Source organism: Plastoroseomonas hellenica, from assembly GCF_018129085.1.
GTDB classification, from domain to species: domain Bacteria; phylum Pseudomonadota; class Alphaproteobacteria; order Acetobacterales; family Acetobacteraceae; genus Plastoroseomonas; species Plastoroseomonas hellenica.
Genome location: NZ_JAAGBB010000007.1, coordinates 133,902 through 151,469, shown reverse-complemented (window position 1 = coordinate 151,469; position 17,568 = coordinate 133,902). Strand labels below are relative to the sequence as shown.

Here is a 17,568-nt window from a genome sequence, read left to right as displayed (position 1 = left end):
GGATCAAGCGGCTGCGACGCGGGTCTGGCGGTACTTCTCGTCCCGGTAGGCGCCGGAGAGCACCGGCGGATACTTGGCGGCACCCGGCGGGGCGATGCACTCGATCAGGGCGTCGTAGTTCGGGTGATGGAAGAAGGCGATCGACAGGCGGCGGCTGCGCGCGGCGCTGCTGTCGGGCGGGTTGACCACGCGATGGACGTTCGAGACCCAGCGGTCATTGGTCCAGCGCATCAGGAGGTCGCCGATATTGACGACGAAGCGCAGCGGATCCGTCTCGACATCCAGCCATCGGCCGTCGCGGGTCTGCACCTGCAGCCCGCCCGGCACGTTCTCGCCGTTCAGGATGGTCAGCAGGCCGTAATCGGTATGCGCCCCGGCGCGGAGCTGGCCGGGCGCCGGCGGCGCGGTCTGCTCCGGATAGTGGTTGAGCCGCATCGCGGTGATGTGGCGGTCGATCTTGTCGTCGAAGAAGTGCTCGGGAATGCCGAGGCCGAGTGCGGCCAGGCGCATCATCTCGACCGTCAGATGCTCCATCGCCGCGTAATAGGCCGCGGCGGCATCGGCGAAGCCTTGCGGCCGCTCCGGCCAAAGATTCGGCAGGAAATAGCGCTGCCCTTCGGCCGAAGCGTAGTAGGGCTCATCGGGCCAGGACTGCCGGCCGAAGTGATAATACTCCTTGAGGTCGGGCGGCGTCGCCAGCGCATTGCCGAGCGACAGCGCCTCGACACCGAGCGCGATGTAGCCGCGTGGCGTCCCCTTCACCGGATGGATGGCGCGTTGCTTCTCCGCAAGCGGCAGGGCGAAGAAGGCGTTGGCGGTGTCGCGCAGCGCGTCCATCACCGGCGCCGGCACGCCATGGCCGGCGATGGTGAAAAAGCCGATCTCGCGGCAAATGCGGTCGATCTCACGGCCGACCCGCAGACGTTCGGCGGCGCTGCCGCCGAACGCGGTGCTGAGATCGATGACCGGAATGCCACCCATGGTTCCGCCCCTTCAGTGGAAATAGGCGCCGCCGTCGACCACCAGCGTCTGGCCGGTGATGAAGGCGGCATCGGGACCCGCGAAGAAACACACGGCGCCGACCAGGTCTGCCGGCAGCATGTCGCGGGCGAGGACGCGGGTACGGAGCGATGCCTCCTTCACGCCCGCGACCAAGGCCGGGTTGCGCCGCACCCCGTCGCTCAGCGTGAAGCCCGGCGCGACGCTGTTCACCAGCACGCCATGCCGGCCGAGCTCGGTGGCGAGCGCCCGCGTCAGCGACACCACCGCGCCTTTGCTGGACACGTAATGCGCCATGTAGGGGTTGCCCTTGAAGGCGACGCCCGAGCTGATGTTGACGATGCGCCCGCCGCCGCGCCGCCTGAGCGCCGGGAGCGCCGCGCGGCAGCAGAGGAAGGTGCCGATCACGTTGACATCCAGCACCCGCCGCCACTCCGCGACGTCGAGCTCCTCGAAGGGCTTCGGCGTCAGGGTGGCGTAGATCCCGGCATTGTTGACCAAGATGTCGATGCCGCCGAATTGCCGCTCGGCGGCCTCGGCCATCGCCGCCATCTCCGCCTCCGAGGTCACATCGGCAGTAACGCCCTCGGCACGCAGGCCCTGATCGCGCAGCCGCGCGGCGGCATCCTCCGCGCCGATGCGGTCGGCGATCAGGATGGCGGCCCCACGCCGCCCCAGCCCCTCGGCCAGGGCATAGCCGATGCCGGCGCCGCCGCCCGTCACCACCGCGACCTTGCCGCCAAGCGGCGCCTCGCTCACGGCATGCGCTCCGCGACGGGCGGCAGGAAGTCGTTGGTGTAGAGGCTCTCCGCAGCCGGCGGATTGGCCACCTGGTTGACCTCTGCGTTCACCGCGACCAGGCGCTGCATGCGATCCGGCGCCATGGTGCCGAAGCCGTTCTGGCGGACACCGTCGGTCATGATCGCGACGTCACGCGTCATGGTGAAACGCTGCAGCTCCAGGGCTTCGTCGAACAGCGATTCACGGCGCCGCATCGCCGCCATGCCGGCCTGCGGGTCGGCCAGCGCCGCGCGCAGGCCGCCGAGCGTGGCGCGGATGAAGCTGCGCAGCGCCTCAGGATTGCGCTCGGCGAAGGACGCGGAGGCGACCACGCCGTGGCCGTAGAGATCGAGCCCGGCATCGGCATAGGGCAGCACGACGATGTCCTCCGCCCGCACGCCGGCGGCGCGCAGGCTGATCACGGCGGACATCTGCAGGCCCGTGATCCCCTCCACCTGGCCGGACGCCAGCATTGCCTCGCGCAGGCTCGCGGTCATGGAGGTCCAGCGGATCGTGCCGGCATCGATGCCGGCGGCGCGCGCGAAGGCCGGGAACAGCAGGCGGCTGGACTCGCCCTCCGGCGCACCGAGGTTGCGCCCCCGGAGGTCGGCCGGAGTGCGGATGCCGGTGCGGCGCAGCGTGACCACGGCGGCCGGGTTGCGGTCGAACACCACCATCACGGCGATGACGCGGCGCTCGGGGGTCCGGGCGTTGAACTGCACCAGCGAGTTGACGTCGGCGAAGCCGACGTCATAGGCACCCGAGGCGACCTTGGCGATCGTGTCGCCTGACCCGTAGCCGCGATCCATCTGCACGCGCAGCCCGCCGTCGCGGAACAGGCCGCGCTCCTCGGCCAGCGCCCAGATGGCGTGGTAGCCCTGCGGCGCCCAATCCCAGGCGAAGCGAAGGGCCGTCTGCGCCTCGGATCGCGCCGGCGCCAGCAGCGCCGTGATCAGCAGGGCAAGCACGGCCAGCAGGTCACCGAAACCGGGTCTGGTCATGGGCCAGCGCCTCCATGCGCAGCGGATGACCGATGCCAAGCAAGCCCGATGCCAAACATGTCCGACCCAAAGCCGCCCGCAACGACGACACACACCATTCGGATATCCGGCCGCAAAGCCTCACCGGCGATCGCCCATCTCTCCGGCGAACGGCTCCGCGGATGCGCAAAAAATGTGCTGACACCCACATATTTCGTGCAGACATGCGGAGAAGCCGGCTATTTCTTCGCGTGGTGCCAGCCACATAATGGCGGGACGTATCGCAGCCATTGCGCGTCCTCCGACGCCTGTCCGGAATGGCATGCGCCTTGCGTGGCTTCAGCCGGAGACATCCCCGCGCGGGGCAAGCCCGCCGGATGCAGGAGGCCGGTCATGGATTTCACTGAGGCGGGACCCTATGACATCGTGCTGCGCGGCGGGCGGGTCATCGATCCATCGCAGGGGATCGACGGCATCGCCGATGTGGCGGTGCGGGAAGGCCGCATCGCCGCGGTCGGCGCCGCGCTCCCCGGACCGGCGCGGGAGGTGGTGGATGCCTCCGGCCGCCTGGTGCTGCCGGGCATGATCGACACCCACGCGCATGTCTACCGCTATGTCACCGGCCGCTTCGGGCTGGATGCCGACATGGTCGGCGTGCATTCGGGCGTCACCACCCTGGTGGACCAGGGCGGCCCCTCGGTGCTGACCTTCCCGGGCTTCCGCGAATACGCCGTGAAGCCGGCCGCGAGCCGCGTCCTCGCCTTCCTCTCCGCCTACATGGTCGGCGGCCTGGAGGGGCATTACTATCCCGAGCTCTACCGCCCCGACTGCATCGCCGTGGAGGACACGGTCCGCTGCGGCCGCGAGAACGCCGATCTGGTGCGCGGCATCAAGGGTCATGCCGAGATCGGCGGCTTCACCCGCTGGGGCAATGAGGCGATGCGCCGCGCCGCGATGATCGCGCGCGAGCTCGACCGACCGCTCTACATCCATTTCGGCCAGCTCTGGCCGCTGCCGGAGCAGGTGGCCTCTTACGACCCCGATGCGATCCTGCCGGAGATGATCGAGATCATGCGCCCGGGCGACATCCTGGCGCATCCCTTCACCCGGCACCCCGGCGGTTTCGTCGACCGCACGGGAAAGCTGCATCCGGTGGTGCGCGAAGCCCTGGCGCGCGGCCTCAAGGTGGATGTCGGCCACGGCTCGCATTTCTCCTTCCGGATGGCGCGGCTGGTGCTGGAAGCCGGCGTGGTGCCGGAGACGCTGGGCGCCGACATGCACGGCTACAACACCACCATCCCGAAGCCGCGCGGCACGCCGGAGGAGCACCCGGACAAGGAGGAGATGCACCTCTTCGCCGGCAAGCAGAATTTCTCCCTCGCCTCCGCCATGACCAGCATGCTCGCACTCGGTCTCGGGTTGGAGCAGGTGGTGCGCATGGTCACCAGCAACTGCGCGGAGATGCTGCGGATGCCGGGCGAGATCGGCACGCTGCGCCCCGGGACGGAAGCCGACATCTCCATCCTCTCCGATGAGCGCGGCCGCTTCCTGCTGCAGGACAATGAAGGCACGCAGGTGGTGGCGGAGCGTCTGCTGCGGCCGCTGTTCTGCCTGCGTGCGGGCCGCCGCTACGATGCCGATTCGGTGGTGCTGCCGCGCCCTGTGCTCGCCGGGGCCGCGTGACGGCGGTGGGAGCGGCCGACGCGCCGCCGCAGGGGGTCGGCGCCAGCCTGCGCCGCAAGGAGGATGCGCGCTTCCTGCGCGGCCGTGGGCGCTATGTCGGCGACATCACGCAAGCCGGCATGCTGGAGGTCGCCTTCCTGCGCAGCCCCGTCGCGCATGCCCGCCTGCTCGGAGTGACGAAGCCAGAGGGCGCCGAGGATCGCGTCTTCACCGCAGGCGACCTGCTGGGGGTGGGCGCCATCCGCGCCGCCTCCAACCTGGCGGGCTTCCGCGTCTCGGAGCAGCCGGTGCTGGCGCGTGGCAAGCTGCGGCATGTCGGCGAGGCGATCGCCGCCTGCGTCGCGCCGACCCGCGCCGAGGCTGAGGACCTCGCCGCCGCCTGCACCCTCGACTACGAGGAATTGCCGGTGGTGACGGACATGCTGGCCGCCCGCGCGCCGGATGCGGCCCTGATCCATGAGCACTGGCCCGACAACGCCTTCCTCGAGACGCGACGCGAGGAGGATCTTTCGGACCTCGACGGGATTGCCGCTGCCAAGGTGACCCGCCGGCTGCGCACCGCGCGGCACTGCATGGCGCCGCTCGAAGGCCGCGGCGTGCTGGCGGAATGGGATCCGCGGCTGGAGCAGCTCATCGTCACCAGTTCCGCCCAGATGCCGCATGTGATCAGGACCGGGCTCGCGGAGATTCTCGGCCTGGACGAAGCGCAGGTGCGCGTCATCGCGCCCGATGTCGGCGGCGGCTTCGGCTACAAGGGCATCCTGCTGCCGGAGGAGGTAGTCTCGGCCCATCTCGCGATGCGGCTCGACCGGCCGGTGCGCTGGATCGAGGATCGGCTGGAGCAGCTCACCGCCAATGCCAATTGCCGGGAGCACCATTACGTCGTCACCGCCTGGGCGGATCGCGAAGGCCGGCTGCTGGGCGTCGAGGTTGATGCGACGGTCGATGCCGGCGCCTATTCCTCCTACCCCTTCAGCGCCTGCCTGGAAGCGGCGCAGATCGGCTCGATCTTTCCCGGCCCCTACACCCTGCCGCGTTTCCGCTGCCGCACCGTCTCGGCCTGCACCAACAAGCCGCCGATCCTGCCCTATCGCGGCGTCGCCCGCACCGGCGTCTGCTATGCGATGGAGACCACGCTGGATGCGCTGGCGCGCCAGCTCGGCATCGGCACGGACGCCATCCGCCTCGCCAATCTCGTGCCACCGGAGGCCATGCCGTACCGCAACCTCGTCGGCAAGGTCTTCGACAGCGGCGACTATCCGGAAGCACTGCGCCGCGCCATCGCCTGCTTCGACCTCGATCGGTTGCGCGCGCGCCAGGCGGCGGGGGAATACGTCGGCTTCGGTCTCGGCATCTTCTGCGAGCAGGGTGCGCATGGCACTTCGGTCTATCACGGCTGGGGCATCCCCATGGTGCCCGGCTACGAACAGGCGCTGGCCCGCTTCACCCCGGATGGCGGGCTGGAGCTGCGCACCGGCGTGCACAGCCACGGCCAGGGGCTGGAGACCACGCTGGCGCAGGTGGCGCATGAGGTGCTGGGCGTGCCCACCGCGCGCATCCGGGTGGTGCATGGCGACACCGCGCTGACCCCCTATTCCACTGGCACCTGGGGCAGCCGCGCCATGGTGATGGCCGGTGGCGCGGTCGCCGAAGCCTGCCGCCTGCTGGGCGAGCGGGCGCTCGCGATCGGCGCCGTGCTGCTGCAGGCCGGGCCCGAGGCGGTCGAGCTCGCCGGCGGCGCCGTGCGGCGGCGCGACGGCAGCGCCGCGGTCGCGCTGGAAGAGATCGCACGCACCTGGTACCGGCGGCCGCAGCATCTGGCACGCGACGTCGATACCGGAGGGCTCGAGGTCACCGCCGGCTATCGCCCGGATCCGGACACCGGCACCCATTCCTATGCCTGCCACGCCGTCATCGCCCGCATCGACCGCGACACCGGCGCGGTGGCGCTGGAGGATTACGTGGTGGTCGAGGATGGCGGCAAGCTGGTCAACCCGATGATCGTGGATGGCCAGGTGCTGGGCGGGCTCGCCCAGGGCATCGGCACGGCGCTCTATGAGGAGATGCCCTTCGATGCCGCCGGCCAGCCGCTGGCGGGCACGCTCGCCGATTACCTGCTGCCCGGCGCCACCGAGGTGCCGGATGTCCGGCTCGACCACATGGAGACGCCGAGCCCCTGGACCCGCTTCGGCCAGAAGGGCATCGGCGAGAGCGGCGCGATCGGCCCGCCGGCCGCGATCGTCAACGCCATCAACGACGCGCTGCATCGCTTCGGCGCAGAACTCACCGACCTGCCCGCGAGCCCGGCCCGGGTGCTGGCGGCGCTCGAAGCGGGGCGCCGCCGATGAAACCCGCGCCCTTCGGCTATGCCCGGCCCGGGGACTGGCCCGAGGCGCTGTCGCTGCTGCGGGACGGGGCGCGGCCCCTGGCCGGCGGCCAGTCGCTCGGCCCGATGCTGAACCTGCGGCTGGCGCAGCCGGCCACGGTCATCGATCTCCGGCATCTGCCGGGCTTTGCCGGCGTCGCGGTGCAGGACGGGTATTGTCGGATCGGCGCCGGCACCAGCCATGCGGAGATCGAGGACGGCGCGATCCCCGGGCGGCTCGGCGCGATCCTGGCGGGTGTGGCGCGGCGCATCGCCTATCGCGCGGTGCGCAACCGCGGCACGATCGGCGGCAGCCTGGCGCATGCCGATCCCGCGGCGGACTGGGTCGCGGTGCTGCCCTGCTTCGATGGTGCGGCGATCGCGCTCGGTGCCTCCGGGGAACGGCGGATTCCGCTGGCCGATTTCGTCCTGGGCCTCATGGAGACGGCGCTGCGGCCGGATGAGGTGCTGCGCGCCATCGAGCTGCCGGTGCTGCCGCCGGAGGCGCGATGGGGCCATTGGAAATTCTGCCGCAAGCCGGGCGAATTCTCCAAGGCGACAGCCTGCGTCCTGGCGGTACCGGGCGAACCGCCGCGCGCGGTGCTGGCGGCGCTCGACATGCCCCCCCTGGTGATCGCCGACGCCGGTGCGCTGCTCGCGGCGCCGGAGGCCGAGGCGGCACGGATCGTGGCGGGCTTGGCATTGCGCGATCCCTGGCGGGCCGCCCTGGTGCGCACCGCGCTGCATCGCGCCGCCCTGGCCGCCTGGGAGATGGAAGAATGAGCCGGATGCCGATCCGCATGACGGTCAATGGCAAGGCCGCCGAGCTGGTGGCCGAGCCACGTACGCATCTGGCCGATCTGCTGCGCGGCGCATTGCTGCTCACCGGCACCCATCTCGGCTGCGAGCATGGCGTCTGCGGCGCCTGCACCGTGGAGCTGGACGGCATCCCGGCAAGGTCCTGCATCACCCATGCGGGCGCCTGCGACGGCGCCGCTGTGCGCAGCATCGAAGGCTTCGACGCCGATCCGGTGATGGCGGCGCTGCGCGAAGCCTTCTCCGCCGAGCACGCGCTGCAGTGCGGCTACTGCACGCCGGGCATGCTGATCACAGCGCGCGACATCATCCTGCGGCTGCCCGATGCCGATGAAGCACGGGTGCGGGAGGAGCTGTCGGGCAATCTCTGCCGCTGCACCGGCTATCGCGGCATCGTCCACGCCGTGCTGCGCGTCCTCGCGGAGCGGCGCGGCACGGCGCCGTAGAGTGTGATGACTTGAGGCGGAATCGCCAAGAAGTCTGAATCACACAATCAAACAAAGTGCTGGAGCACATGATGCGTGAGCAGTTGCGAGCGCATCATGCTCCAGGCCGACACGGCGGCGCCGTCAGCGCGCGCGGGCGATACAGAAATCGATGATGCCGATCATCGCCTGGCGCGCCAAGCTGTCCGGGAAGAGCCCGAGCGCCGCCCGCGCTTCCGCCCCGTAATCCTCCGCGCGCCGGACCGTGTCGGCGAGCGCGCCGCGGTCGCGCATCAGCGCCGTCGCACGCTCCAAGTCGGCATCGGTCTGTTCACGCTGCTCGATGGTGCGGTGCCAGAAGGCGCGCTCCTCCTCCGTGCCGCGGGCGAAGGCGAGCAGGACCGGCAGGGTGATCTTCCCTTCCCGGAAGTCGTCGCCCACGGTCTTGCCGAGCTTCGCCTGCTCCGCGCTGTAGTCGAGCGCGTCATCGATGAGCTGGAAGGCAATGCCGAGCGCCCGCCCATAGGCGCGGAGCGCCGCCCGCTCCGCCGCCGGCCGGTCCGCGACCACGCCGCCCACCTCGGTCGCCGCGGCGAAGAGCGCCGCGGTCTTGCCCTCGATCACTTCCAGATACTGCGCCTCGGTCGACGCGGTGTCGTTCTGGATGACGAGTTGCAGCACCTCCCCTTCCGCGATGGTGGCGGAGGCCGCGGAAAGGATCGCCAGCACGTCGAGCGACCCATCCTCCACCATGAGCTGGAAGGCGCGCGCGAACAGGAAATCGCCCACCAGCACCGAAGGCTTGTTGCCGAACAGCGCGTTGGCGGAGGCCTGGCCGCGGCGCAGCGCGCTTTCGTCCACCACGTCGTCATGCAGCAGGGTCGCGGTGTGGATGAACTCCACGCAGGCGGCGAGCCGGATATGGCGCGTGCCCTCATGCCCGCAGAGTCGGGCGGCGGCGAGGGTCAGCAGCGGCCGCAGCCGCTTGCCGCCCGCCGCGACGATATGCGCGGCGAGTTGCGGTATCAGCGCCACCGGGCTCTGCATCCGCTCCACGATCAGGCGGTTGCAGGCCGCGATATCGGCATCCACCAGCGCGGTCAGCGCCTCCAGCGCGCCCTCGCCGGTGGTGTCTTTCGGGCGAATGGCGGACGCGTTCACACAGCTTGACCCCGGTTTGCTGGCGGCACCATACCGATGGGGTCCCGCAGCGGCAAGGCGCGGGAAATGCTGGGAAAACAAGGCGAAACGAGATGCGTGTGGTGGCCAGGACGACGGATCCGGTGCGGCTCGGCTTCCTTGCCGCGCTGCTCGCCGATGCGGGGATCGGGACAGTGGTGCTCGACCAGCACATCAGCGCGGTGGAAGGCGGCATCGGCGCCTTTCCCCGCCGCCTCGCGGTTGCGGAGCAAGACGCCGACCGCGCGCTCGCCGTGCTGCGCGAGGCCGGCGAGGATGGCGGGGCCGACGGAGCCGCATGAACGACACCACCGAGGATGGGCTGCTCGGCGGCCGCGTGCGCCTGATCCAGCCCCGCGCCCGCGGCCTGCGGGCGGGGCTCGACGCCGTGCTGCTCGCGGCCGCGGTCCCGGCGCGCGGTGGGGAAGCGGTGATCGAGGCCGGCTGCGGCAGCGGCGCTGCCTTCCTCTGCCTCGCCGCGCGTGTTCCCGGCATCCGCGTCGCGGCGGTGGAACGCGAGCCTGCCATGGCGGCGCTTGCCGCGGGGAATGCCGAGATCAACGGCGTGCCGGCGCGCGTCGCGATCGGCGATGTCGCGGATGCGGCCCTCGCCCGCACCCTTGGCCCCCTGCGCCACGGCTTCGCCAATCCGCCCTATTGGCCGGGCGGCACCGCGCCGCCGGAGGCGCTGCGCGCCGCGGCCACGCATGAGCGCGGCGCCGGGCTCGATGCCTGGGCGCGCTTTCTGGCCGCCGCCGTCGCCGCGGGCGGCAGCGCGACCCTGATTCTGCCGGCCGCCCGCTTCGATGCCGGCGTCGCCGCACTGCGCAAAGCGGGTTTCGGTTCTCTCGTCCTGCTGCCGCTCGCGCCCCGCGCCGGCCAGCCCGCCAAGCGCGTGCTGTTGCAGGGCCGCCGCGAGGGCCGCGGCCCGGCCCGGGTGCTGCCGCCCTTCGTGCTGCATGCGGAGGACGGCTTCACCCCGGAAGCGGAGGCGGTGCTGCGCGACGGCGCGGCGCTGCCGCTGTGAATCCGTAGACCACAGGCCGTGCGGGCGCGGCCGGCGACAAAAAGGCGTATGTCGAAGCAAGCCAGGGAGGCCAGGGAATGAGCGAGCATATCGAGGTCAGGCGGGACGGGCCGGTGCTGGAGATCCTCTTCGCGCGCCCGGAAAAGAAGAACGCGTTGTCCAACGCCATGTACCGCGCCGCGCGCGAGGCGCTGGAGGCGGCGCAGACCGACGGCAGCATCCGGGTCGTCCTGTTCGGGTCGGAAGGCGATGCCTTCACGGCCGGCAACGACATCGCCGATTTCGCCGCCGCCGCCGCCGGCGGCGAGCGGCGCGAGCCGGAGGCCTTCCGCTTCATCGAGGCGCTGGGCCGCGCGGAGAAGCCGATCGTCGCCGCGGTGCCGGGCTTCGCCGTCGGCGTCGGCATGACGATGCTGCTGCATTGCGACCTGGTCTATGTGGCCGAGACGGCGAAGCTCTCGACCCCCTTCGTCAACCTGGCCCTCGTCCCGGAAGCGGCGTCGAGCCTGCTGCTGCCGCTCCGCATCGGCCATGCGCGTGCCTTCGCCATGTTCGCGCTCGGCGAAAGCCTTTCCGGCGCCGAGGCCTTCACGCTCGGCCTCGCCAACAAGGCCCTGCCGGCGGCGGAGGTGCTGCCCGCCGCGCGTGCCGCGGCGAAGGCGCTGGCGGAACGGCCGCTGGGAGCGGTGCTCGCGACCAAACGGCTGATGCGCGATGTCGCGGGCATTCTGGCGCGGATGGGCGGCGAACGGCAGATCTTCGGCGAACGCCTGCAGAGCGCCGAGGCTCGCGAGGCCTTCCAGGCCTTTGCAGAGCGCCGGCCGCCGGATTTCTCCCGCTTGACGTCATGAGCCTCGGCAGCCGTCAAAGACGCGTCACCGGCATCCCCGGCCCAGAAACTGCTTCGGCGTCGCGCCGTGGGTCGGGCAGTCTTCGGTCATGAGCGAGCCGCCCCGCATCCTCTATGCCCGGGAATCGGCGCTGGACGTCGCCGAGTTCCGGCGCGTGCTGGAGGAATCCGGCCTCGGTGCGACCCGCCCGGTCGATGACGAGCCCCGGCTGCAGGCCATGCTCGCGGCCGCCGACCTGGTGCTGACGGCGCGGCTCGACCAGCCCGGCACGCCGCTGGTCGGCGTGGCTCGCGCCGTCACCGATTTCGCCTGGTGCTGCTACCTCTCGGAACTGGCGGTCTCCGCCTCGGTGCAGGGGCTCGGTATCGGCAAGGGGCTGCTGGAGGAGGCGCGCCGCCAGCTCGGGCCGAAGGTCAGCCTGGTCCTGGCCTCGATGCCGGATGCCGTCGGCTTCTATCACCGCATGGGCATGGCGCCGCTGGCCAATGCCTTCTGGTACAAGCGCTCGATCTGAGAACCTGTTGGGGAATCGGCCATGGTCTTCGCCCTGCAGCAGGACGACTGGGCCGCCGCTTCCGTGACGGGCGGCGACTACGCCACCGATTGGCATGCGCATGACTGCGCCATGCTGCTCCTGCCCCGGCAGGGGCGCATGCTCTGCGCGCTGGAGGGGGTGCGGCGGCCTTCCGTGATCCGCCCCGGCGAAGCCCTGCTGGTCGCGCCGGGTGTCGGCCATCGCACCCGTGCGGCGGATGCCGCGCATCGGCACATCGTGCTCTATGCGCGCCCGGCCCGCCTCGCGGCCTGGCTGCCACCGCGCGGCTGGCGTCTCGGCGCACTGCCGCCCCGCATGCTCCCGCTGCTGGCCTATCGCGACGCGGTGCCGGAAGGCTCGGCGCGGGCGGGGCTCGCCGAGCGCCTGCTGCTGGAGGAAGCCTGCGGCAACGCCCCCGCGCCGGTGCCGGCGCAGCACGGCGCCGCGCTGGCGCAGGCGGTCGCGGACCATCTCCGGGCCCGGCTGCACGAGGCGCAGGCGCTGGACGACCTGGCGGCCCGTTTCGGGATCTCCCGCCGGCAGCTCACCCGGCTTTTTCGCCGGCACATCGGTGCCAGCATCGCCGATCATCTCGGAGAGCTCCGCGCCCGCGAGGCGGCGCGGCGCATCGCCGCGGGGCAAGGCGTGCTGGCGGCCGCCCATGCGGTCGGCCTCGCTTCGCCATCGCATCTGGCGCGGCTGTTCCGCCGGCATCTGGGCCATGCCCCCGCCGCGTCCCGATCGGGCGCGCGATAGGGCCCGATCCGGCGCGCGCCCAGGCCCCGGGCGGGGTCTAGGCTGGGGGCATGCGACAGCCTTTGCCCACGCCCATCCTGCTCTCCGTCTTCCCGGCCGGTCCGGGCGGTGGCAATCCCTGCCCCGTGGTGCTCGACGCCAGCGGCATGGACGCGGCCGCGATGCAGGCGCTCGCCGCCGCCTATGGCCATGAGAGCGTCTTCGTCCTGCCGCCGGCGGATGCCGCCACCGTCGATTACGGCTTCCGCTTCTTCGTGCCCGCGCATGAGATGGAGATGTGCGGGCACGCGACGCTCGGCGCGGCCTGGCTGCTGCGGCAGGGAGCGGCGCTCTCCTGTGACGGCCTGCGCATCGAGACCCTCTCCGGCCCGGTGCGGGCGATCTTCGGGCCGGACGGATCGGTCGAGATCACCCAGCCCGCCGGCCATGCGACCGAGGTCGCGGAGGTTCCGGCCGTGCTGGGGGCGCTGGGAGTCACGGAGCGAGACCTGCTGCCCGGCGCACGGCTGCTCAATGCCGCCACCAGCCGGGTGAAGACCCTGGTCCCGCTCGCCGATCCCGCGCGGCTGCACCGCCTCGCCCCCGACCCCGCGGCGGTCGGCGCGGCCTGCGCGGCGATCGGCTCGACCGGTCTCTACCCCTGGGCAGCCGATACCGGCGGCATCCTGCATGCCCGGCAATTCCCGCGCGGCTCGGGCTATCCCGAGGATGCCGCGACCGGCATCGCTGCCGCCGCGTTGTTCCACGGCCTCGGCGCCCCTTCCGGCGGGATCGTCGTGCGGCAGGGCGAGGCCATGGGCCGGCCGAGCGAGATCCGGGTGCGGCCGGATCCGGAAGGCCCGGGCTGCCGGATCGGCGGCCGCGTGGAGCGCCTGGCGTGAGGCGCGGCAGCCACGCTTGACGGTGCCGGGCACACACCCACACTTGCGGGATGTCGCCCCCAGCAGCGCAGCCCCCGTCGACCATCGCCGTCATCGGCCTCGGCAGCATCGGCGGCATCGCCGCCGGATGCCTGCTGACCGCAGGGCTGCATGATCTATTTGCCTGCGTGCGGCGGCCGCTGCAGAGCCTCACGCTCGACCGGCCCGGCAGCAGCGCGACGCTGCCGCTCCGCGCCCTGACCAGCCCCGATGCGGCGCAGCCGGTCGACTGGGTCCTGGTCTGCACCAAGACGCATGAGACCGAGGCGATCGGCCCCTGGCTCCAGCGGCTCTGCGGCCCCGCGACCCGGGTCGCGGTGCTGCAGAACGGCCTTGGCCATGCCGAGCGCGTCGCGCCCTTCATCGGCGGCGCGGCCGTGGTCCCGGCGATCGTCTACTACAATGGCGAGCGGCTGGCGCCCGACCATGTGCGGCTGACCCCGGTCGGTGAGCGCGACGTCGCGGTTTCGGACGATGCCACGGGGCGCGCCTTCGCGGCGCTCTTCGACGGCACGCCGCTGCGCGTCGCGACCAGCGCCGAATTCACCACGCTGCTCTGGCGGAAGCTGCTGATCAACGCCGCCGCCAACCCGATGACCGCGCTGACCCGCCAGCGCCAGGCGGTGCTGCGGCGCCCCGATATCCACGCGCTGTGCCTCACGGTGCTCGGCGAGGCCGTCGCGGTCGGGCGCGCCGAGGGCGCGGCGCTTGCCGAGGACGAGGCGGAGCGCATCATGGCCGCGCTGCTCACCTATGCGCCGGGCCTCGGCACCTCGATGTATTTCGACACCCTCGCCGGCCGACCGCTGGAGGCCGATGCGATCCTCGGCGCGATCGTCGCGGCGGGCGAACGGCACGGCATCCCGACGCCGTGCAACCAGACGCTGCTGACCCTGCTGCGGGCGATCAGCGACGCGGCGAAGACGGCCGGCTGAACACCGGCGCCGGCATGGGAGGCACTGCGATGACCGATCATGGATGCGACCTGCTGCTGACCAATTTCCGCCTTCCGCATGGGGCCGCCGCGGGCCATCGGATCGCGGTCGCCGGCGGCCGCATCGCGGCCATCCTCGAGCCGGGTGCCCCGGCCCCCAATGCGCGCGAGGTCCTGGACCTGCAAGGCGACCTGCTGCTGCCCGGCCTGGTCGACGGCCATATGCACCTGGACAAGACCTTGTCCGGCCTGCCCTGGCAGCCCCATGCGGCGGAACCCTTCCGGCAGAGCCGCATCGAGACCGACCAGCGGGTCCTGCCCGGGCTGCCGCTCGGCACGGCCGAGCGCGCCGGGTATCTGCTGCGCCGCTGCATGGCCAATGGCACCGCCCATGTCCGCACCCATGCCGATGTCCTGCCCGCCTTCGGCCTGTCGGCGCTCGAAGGCGTGCTGCAGGCGCGGGAGGCGCATGCACACGCGGTGACCGTGCAGGTCGTCGCCTTCCCGCAGGCCGGCGTGATGCGCCAGGGCGCCACCACCATGCTCGATCTCCTCGATGCCGCTGTCCGCGCCGGTGCCGATCTGGTCGGCGGCATCGATCCCTGCGACGTGGACCGCGACCCCGCCGGCCAGCTCGACGGCATCTTCGCGGTGGCGGAGCGGCGGGGGGTCGGGATCGACATCCATCTGCATGAGCCGGGCGAGCTCGGCCTCTACAGCCTGCAGGAGATCTGTGCCCGGACGCGCGCCCGGGGCATGCAGGGAAAGGTGACGGTCAGTCATGGCTTCTGCCTGGGCGGAATCCCGGAATCCAAGCAGAAGGCGGCAGCGGCGCTGATGGCGTCTTCCGGCGTCTCGCTGGTCACGCATGGGGCGGGCAGCGCCACCTTGCCGCCGCTGATGCTGCTGCGCCGGGCAGGCGTGCGCGTGTTCTGCGGCAATGACGATGTGCGCGATACCTGGAGCCCCTATGGCACCGCCGACATGCTGGAACGCGCCTCCGTGATCGGCTGGCGCGAGGATCTCCGGCACGACCACCTGCTGGAGGAGCTGTTCGCGATGATCTCCTCGGAGGGCGCGGCCGCGCTCGGGATCGAGCGCTACGGCATCGCGCCCGGCCATCCCGCGAATTTCTTCACCCTGCCGGCCGAGAATGTGCCGGATGCGATCGCCACCCATCCGCCGCGTCGCCGGGTCTTTCATGCCGGCCGGCCGGTGGCGGGCACCGATGCCGGCCAAGGCGCCGGCATTCCGGCGCCGCGGGCCGGGTGAGCTGAGCACGTCTCACGCTTCCTCCCGCCCTCGCTGCGCGGTGAGCCAGGTGCGGAATGCTGCCATCGCCACCGTCTCCCGCCGCGACTTCAGCCAGGTCAGCCAATAGGCCCCGGCCGCGATCTCCGTCGTGAAGGGCCGCACCAGCCGCCCCGTGCGCAGGTCGCGCGCGAACAGCGCGACCGGCAGCAGCGCGGCACCAGCTCCCTGCGCCGCCGCTTCCGCCATGGCGACGGAACTGTCGAAGACGACGCCACGGAGCGCCGGGCAGGCCGCGCCCGCTTGCGCGAACCAGTGCGCCCATTCGTCGGCGCGGTAGCTCCTGAGCAGCGGCACCGAAGCCAGGTCGGCCGGCTGGCGCAGCCGCTCGGCGAGCGGCGGGGCGCAGAGTGGGGAGAGCGGTGCGTCGAGCAGCCGCACCGCCTCCGTCCCGTGCCAGGCGCCGTCGCCGAAGCGGATGGCGCAATCGAGACCCTCTCCCGCCAGGTCCACCCGATTGTTGTTGGTCAGGATGCGCAGGTCGACGAAGGGGTGCTCTTCCTGGAAATCACGCAGCCGCGGCAGCAGCCAGCCGACCGCAAAGGTTGCGACGGCGCCGACCGTCAGCACCTCCCGCACCCGCCCGCCCTCGAAGCGGTCGAGCGTCGCGCCGATGCGGCGAAACGCCTCCTCCAGCACCGGCAGCAGCGCCGCGCCCTCATCGGTCAAAGCGAGGCCGCGCGGCAGGCGGCGGAACAGCCGCAGCCCCAAGATTTCCTCAAGGCCTTTCACCTGATGGCTCACCGCCGCCTGGGTCACGTGCAGCTCCAGCCCCGCGCGCGTGAAGCTCAGGTGGCGCGCGGAGGCCTCGAAGGCGCGGAGCGCGTTCAGCGGCAGGTTCGGTCGCACCATGGCAGAATCCCAAATTTTCCTCATGCCTCGCGCAAGACATCATGCTTTGTCCAGCCTGCCGGCCGCGGCCATACCTCCCCGCGCCACGAACCCTTATGGAGCGGACTTCATGATCGGCAGGCGGACCCTCGCCCTCGGCGCAACCCTGGCCATGACGGCAGCACATCAGGCCCGCGCGGCGGAGGAAGCCCTCCCCGCCGCCCTCGCGCGGATCGAGCGGGAGAGCGGCGGCAGGCTCGGCGTCGCCGTGCTCGACACCGGCTCGGGCTTCCGCGCCGCACATCGCGGGCAGGAGCGGTTCCCGATGTGCAGCACCTTCAAGCTGCTGCTCGCCGCCGCCGTCCTCGCCCGCGCCGATGCCGGGCAGGAGAGCCTGGACCGCCGCATCCGCATCCCGCGCGAGGCGCTGATCGCGCATTCGCCGGTCACCGAGACTCGGGTGGGCCGGGACATGTCGCTGGCCGAGCTCTGCGCCGCCACCACGACGATCAGCGACAATGCCGCCGCGAACCTGCTGCTGCCGACCATCGGCGGCCCCGCCGGCCTCACCGCCTGGCTGCGCAGCATCGGCGACGCCGTCACCCGCCTCGACCGCTTCGAGCCGGAGCTGAATGTGGTCCCGCCCGGCGATGAGCGGGACACCACCACCCCCGCCGCCATGCTCGCGGATATGCAGGCGCTGGCGCTCGGCGATCGCCTCTCCGCGCCGTCGCGGGCGCAGCTCCTCGGCTGGATGCTGGATTGCCGCACCAATGATACGCGGCTGAAGGCGGGGCTGCCCGCGGGCTGGCGGATCGGCAGCAAGACCGGGACCCACAGCCCCACCAGCAACGATGTCGGGATCCTCTGGCCGCCAGGCCGCGCACCGGTGCTGGTCGCAGCCTTCCTCACCAGTGCTGCCGCGTCCCCGGAGCGGCGCGATGCCAGCCTCGCCGCGGTCGGCCGCGCTGTCGCGGCGGCACTCGCCTGAGGCGGGGGGGGCGCGCTGGGACATCATCGGCCATGGCGATGCCGCGCCCTGGAACATCGTCTTCCGGAATGGCCTGCTGGCTGCTCCGCAAACGGCCGGCGCTGGAATCGGCCACGGCGTAACGATGACCTGCGTCGGCGGCGGGCCCACGGAACCGCCACGCGCCGCCGACCCGCGTCAAGCGC

18 protein-coding genes are annotated in these 17,568 nt (G+C 71.8%); 13 read left to right on the top strand and 5 right to left on the bottom strand.

From position 1 onward, the window contains the following. Positions 1 to 3: 3 nt before the first annotated feature. The 3 genes from GXW71_RS08095 to GXW71_RS08085 are packed head-to-tail and all read right to left on the bottom strand — an operon-like array spanning position 4 to position 2,780. A complete protein-coding gene (locus tag GXW71_RS08095) occupies positions 4 to 981 on the bottom strand; it encodes an isopenicillin N synthase family dioxygenase (RefSeq protein ID WP_211851909.1) in 978 nt (325 codons plus the stop codon). 12 nt (positions 982 to 993) lie between these two features. Next, positions 994 to 1,758, bottom strand: a complete 765-nt coding sequence (locus GXW71_RS08090) for an SDR family NAD(P)-dependent oxidoreductase (RefSeq protein WP_211851908.1) — start codon at positions 1,756 to 1,758, stop codon at positions 994 to 996. Continuing rightward, positions 1,755 to 2,780: an ABC transporter substrate-binding protein gene (locus tag GXW71_RS08085; RefSeq protein ID WP_211851907.1), complete on the bottom strand. Its 1,026-nt coding sequence runs from the start codon at positions 2,778 to 2,780 to the stop codon at positions 1,755 to 1,757. The genes GXW71_RS08090 and GXW71_RS08085 overlap by 4 nt, the downstream gene beginning before the upstream one ends. Before the next feature lie 372 nt (positions 2,781 to 3,152). Here GXW71_RS08085 and GXW71_RS08080 point away from each other — a divergent pair, with 372 nt between their 5' ends. The 4 genes from GXW71_RS08080 to GXW71_RS08065 are packed head-to-tail and all read left to right on the top strand — an operon-like array spanning position 3,153 to position 8,069. Next, positions 3,153 to 4,442 (top strand): amidohydrolase/deacetylase family metallohydrolase, encoded by a 1,290-nt coding sequence (locus tag GXW71_RS08080; protein ID WP_211851906.1) that lies wholly within the window; start codon positions 3,153 to 3,155, stop codon positions 4,440 to 4,442. Then, positions 4,439 to 6,790 (top strand): xanthine dehydrogenase family protein molybdopterin-binding subunit, encoded by a 2,352-nt coding sequence (locus GXW71_RS08075; RefSeq protein WP_367617267.1) that lies wholly within the window; start codon positions 4,439 to 4,441, stop codon positions 6,788 to 6,790. Before GXW71_RS08080 ends, GXW71_RS08075 begins: the two co-directional genes overlap by 4 nt. Beyond that, the gene (locus GXW71_RS08070) at positions 6,787 to 7,590 is read left to right on the top strand and encodes an FAD binding domain-containing protein (RefSeq protein WP_211851905.1); all 804 of its coding nucleotides are present in this window, start codon (positions 6,787 to 6,789) and stop codon (positions 7,588 to 7,590) included. The genes GXW71_RS08075 and GXW71_RS08070 overlap by 4 nt, the downstream gene beginning before the upstream one ends. Further along, on the top strand, positions 7,587 to 8,069 hold the full coding sequence (locus tag GXW71_RS08065) for a (2Fe-2S)-binding protein (protein WP_246526383.1): 483 nt from the start codon (positions 7,587 to 7,589) through the stop codon (positions 8,067 to 8,069). Before GXW71_RS08070 ends, GXW71_RS08065 begins: the two co-directional genes overlap by 4 nt. Before the next feature lie 123 nt (positions 8,070 to 8,192). Here the strand turns inward: GXW71_RS08065 and GXW71_RS08060 are convergent, their stop codons facing one another. Beyond that, the gene (locus tag GXW71_RS08060; RefSeq protein WP_367617266.1) at positions 8,193 to 9,209 is read right to left on the bottom strand and encodes a polyprenyl synthetase family protein; all 1,017 of its coding nucleotides are present in this window, start codon (positions 9,207 to 9,209) and stop codon (positions 8,193 to 8,195) included. A gap of 92 nt (positions 9,210 to 9,301) precedes the next feature. Here GXW71_RS08060 and GXW71_RS08055 point away from each other — a divergent pair, with 92 nt between their 5' ends. The 8 genes from GXW71_RS08055 (at position 9,302) to GXW71_RS08020 (ending at position 15,522) form a co-directional block, all read left to right on the top strand. Next, positions 9,302 to 9,529 carry a putative signal transducing protein gene (locus tag GXW71_RS08055; protein WP_211851904.1) on the top strand — a complete coding sequence of 76 codons (228 nt, stop codon included), beginning with the start codon at positions 9,302 to 9,304 and terminating at the stop codon, positions 9,527 to 9,529. Then, positions 9,526 to 10,254, top strand: coding sequence for a tRNA1(Val) (adenine(37)-N6)-methyltransferase (locus tag GXW71_RS08050; RefSeq protein ID WP_211851903.1), 729 nt, complete (start codon positions 9,526 to 9,528; stop codon positions 10,252 to 10,254). Before GXW71_RS08055 ends, GXW71_RS08050 begins: the two co-directional genes overlap by 4 nt. Before the next feature lie 77 nt (positions 10,255 to 10,331). Further along, positions 10,332 to 11,105 carry an enoyl-CoA hydratase-related protein gene (locus tag GXW71_RS08045; RefSeq protein ID WP_211851902.1) on the top strand — a complete coding sequence of 258 codons (774 nt, stop codon included), beginning with the start codon at positions 10,332 to 10,334 and terminating at the stop codon, positions 11,103 to 11,105. 88 nt (positions 11,106 to 11,193) lie between these two features. Then, complete coding sequence (locus GXW71_RS08040) at positions 11,194 to 11,619, top strand: GNAT family N-acetyltransferase (RefSeq protein ID WP_211851901.1); 426 nt, start codon at positions 11,194 to 11,196, stop codon at positions 11,617 to 11,619. 21 nt (positions 11,620 to 11,640) lie between these two features. After that, positions 11,641 to 12,396, top strand: coding sequence for an AraC family transcriptional regulator (locus GXW71_RS08035; RefSeq protein ID WP_211851900.1), 756 nt, complete (start codon positions 11,641 to 11,643; stop codon positions 12,394 to 12,396). A gap of 50 nt (positions 12,397 to 12,446) precedes the next feature. Further along, positions 12,447 to 13,277, top strand: a complete 831-nt coding sequence (locus GXW71_RS08030) for a PhzF family phenazine biosynthesis protein (RefSeq protein ID WP_211851899.1) — start codon at positions 12,447 to 12,449, stop codon at positions 13,275 to 13,277. A gap of 50 nt (positions 13,278 to 13,327) precedes the next feature. Further along, positions 13,328 to 14,251 (top strand): 2-dehydropantoate 2-reductase, encoded by a 924-nt coding sequence (locus tag GXW71_RS08025; protein ID WP_211851898.1) that lies wholly within the window; start codon positions 13,328 to 13,330, stop codon positions 14,249 to 14,251. 29 nt (positions 14,252 to 14,280) lie between these two features. After that, positions 14,281 to 15,522, top strand: coding sequence for an amidohydrolase (locus tag GXW71_RS08020; protein ID WP_211851897.1), 1,242 nt, complete (start codon positions 14,281 to 14,283; stop codon positions 15,520 to 15,522). A gap of 12 nt (positions 15,523 to 15,534) precedes the next feature. On the opposite strand, the gene GXW71_RS08015 is transcribed toward GXW71_RS08020, so the two are convergent. After that, positions 15,535 to 16,413 carry a LysR family transcriptional regulator gene (locus GXW71_RS08015; RefSeq protein ID WP_211851896.1) on the bottom strand — a complete coding sequence of 293 codons (879 nt, stop codon included), beginning with the start codon at positions 16,411 to 16,413 and terminating at the stop codon, positions 15,535 to 15,537. A gap of 109 nt (positions 16,414 to 16,522) precedes the next feature. Between GXW71_RS08015 and bla the strand changes: the two genes are divergently transcribed. After that, positions 16,523 to 17,383 carry a class A beta-lactamase gene (bla, locus tag GXW71_RS08010; protein ID WP_211851895.1) on the top strand — a complete coding sequence of 287 codons (861 nt, stop codon included), beginning with the start codon at positions 16,523 to 16,525 and terminating at the stop codon, positions 17,381 to 17,383. Positions 17,384 to 17,568: the final 185 nt, after the last annotated feature.